Source organism: Lentzea roselyniae, assembly GCF_039537795.1.
GTDB lineage: Bacteria > Actinomycetota > Actinomycetes > Mycobacteriales > Pseudonocardiaceae > Lentzea > Lentzea atacamensis.
Genome location: NZ_BAABBE010000118.1, coordinates 1 through 1,431, shown reverse-complemented (window position 1 = coordinate 1,431; position 1,431 = coordinate 1). Strand labels below are relative to the sequence as shown.

The 1,431-nt window shown below is 66.9% G+C and carries 1 protein-coding gene; it reads left to right on the top strand.

The window, feature by feature from the left end; genetic code table 11:
- Positions 1–109 precede the first annotated feature (109 nt).
- Complete coding sequence (locus ABFX45_RS46125; RefSeq protein WP_346137416.1) at positions 110–1,399, top strand: IS256 family transposase; 1,290 nt, start codon at positions 110–112, stop codon at positions 1,397–1,399.
- The last annotated feature ends 32 nt before the right edge of the window (positions 1,400–1,431 follow it).

Genomic DNA, 1,431 nt, shown 5'->3' with positions numbered 1-1,431 from the left:
GAGCAATGCTTGAAATCTGTGGATGAGTTGGGAAGGGGCGTACCTTCCCGATGATCTGCTGATCCTCAAGCAAGGCCGACGTTGGCGCGTCGGTCGGGAAGGCACGCCCATGCTCACCGTAGTCCCTGGCGATGAACCGAACGACGAGGGCACGGCGACGGCGGCGGGTTCGTCGTCGTTGATCGACGAGATCGTCCGGGAGGGTGCCCGGCGGATGCTGGCCGAGGCACTGCGCGCCGAGGTCGACGCCTACATCGCCCAGTTCCGCGAGGAGCTCGACGAGGACGGCCACCGGCTGGTGGTGCGTAACGGCTACCACCAGCCACGCGAGGTGCTCACCAGCGCCGGGGCAGTCGAGGTGACCGTGCCGCGGGTCAACGACAAACGCACTGACCCCGAGACGGGTGAACGGAAGAGGTTCTCCTCGGCGATTCTGCCGCCGTGGGCGCGCAAGACCCCGAAGATCACCGAGGTGCTGCCGCTGCTGTATCTGCACGGTCTGTCGTCCGGGGATTTCGTGCCCGCGCTCGGGCAGTTCCTGGGCAGCAGCAAGGGCCTGTCCGGGCCGGTGGTCACGAAGCTGACCGAGCAGTGGAAGACCGAGCAGCGCGCGTTCGCCCAGCGGAGTCTGTCCGATGTGGACTTCGTATATCTGTGGGCGGACGGCATTCACGTCAACATCCGCCTGGAAGAACACAAACTCTGCCTGCTCGTCATGATCGGCGTCCGTGCCGACGGACGCAAAGAGCTCGTCGCCCTGGCCGACGGCTACCGCGAGTCCACCGAGTCGTGGGCCGATCTGCTGCGCGACTGCGCCCGCCGCGGCATGCGTGCCCCGGTACTCGCGGCCGGCGACGGCGCACTCGGGTTCTGGGGCGCGTTACGCGAGGTCTTCCCCGACACCCGCGAGCAGCGCTGCTGGTTCCACAAGATCGGCAACGTGCTGTCCGCGCTGCCGAAGTCCGCGCAGCCCGGCGCGAAGAAGGCACTCGCGGAGATCTGGAACGCCGAGGACAAACCGCACGCACTGGACGCGGTGAAAGCCTTCGACGCCGCCTACGGCGCGAAGTTCCCCAAAGCGGCCGCGAAGATCACCGACGATCTCGAGGAACTGCTCGCGTTCTACGACTACCCGGCCGAGCACTGGATCCACCTGCGCACCACGAACCCGATCGAGTCCACCTTCGCCACCGTGCGCCACCGCACCAAAGTCACCAAGGGGCCGGGCTCCCGCGCCGCCGGGCTGGCGATGGCGTTCAAACTGATCGAGTCGGCCCAGGCGCGCTGGCGCGCGGTGAACGCCCCGCAACTGGTCGCTCTGGTCCGAGCCGGCGCCCGCTTCGAGAACGGCACACTCGTCGAACGACCCGACGAACACGCACCACCCACCGCAGCATAAAGATCTTCATCCACAGGTCTTGACTATTGCTC

What these genes read in the sequence shown, in the direction of transcription:
- ABFX45_RS46125 (WP_346137416.1), top strand. Translation starts at nt 110, where the DNA reads ATGCTCACCGTAGTCCCTGGCGATGAACCGAACGACGAGGGCACGGCG.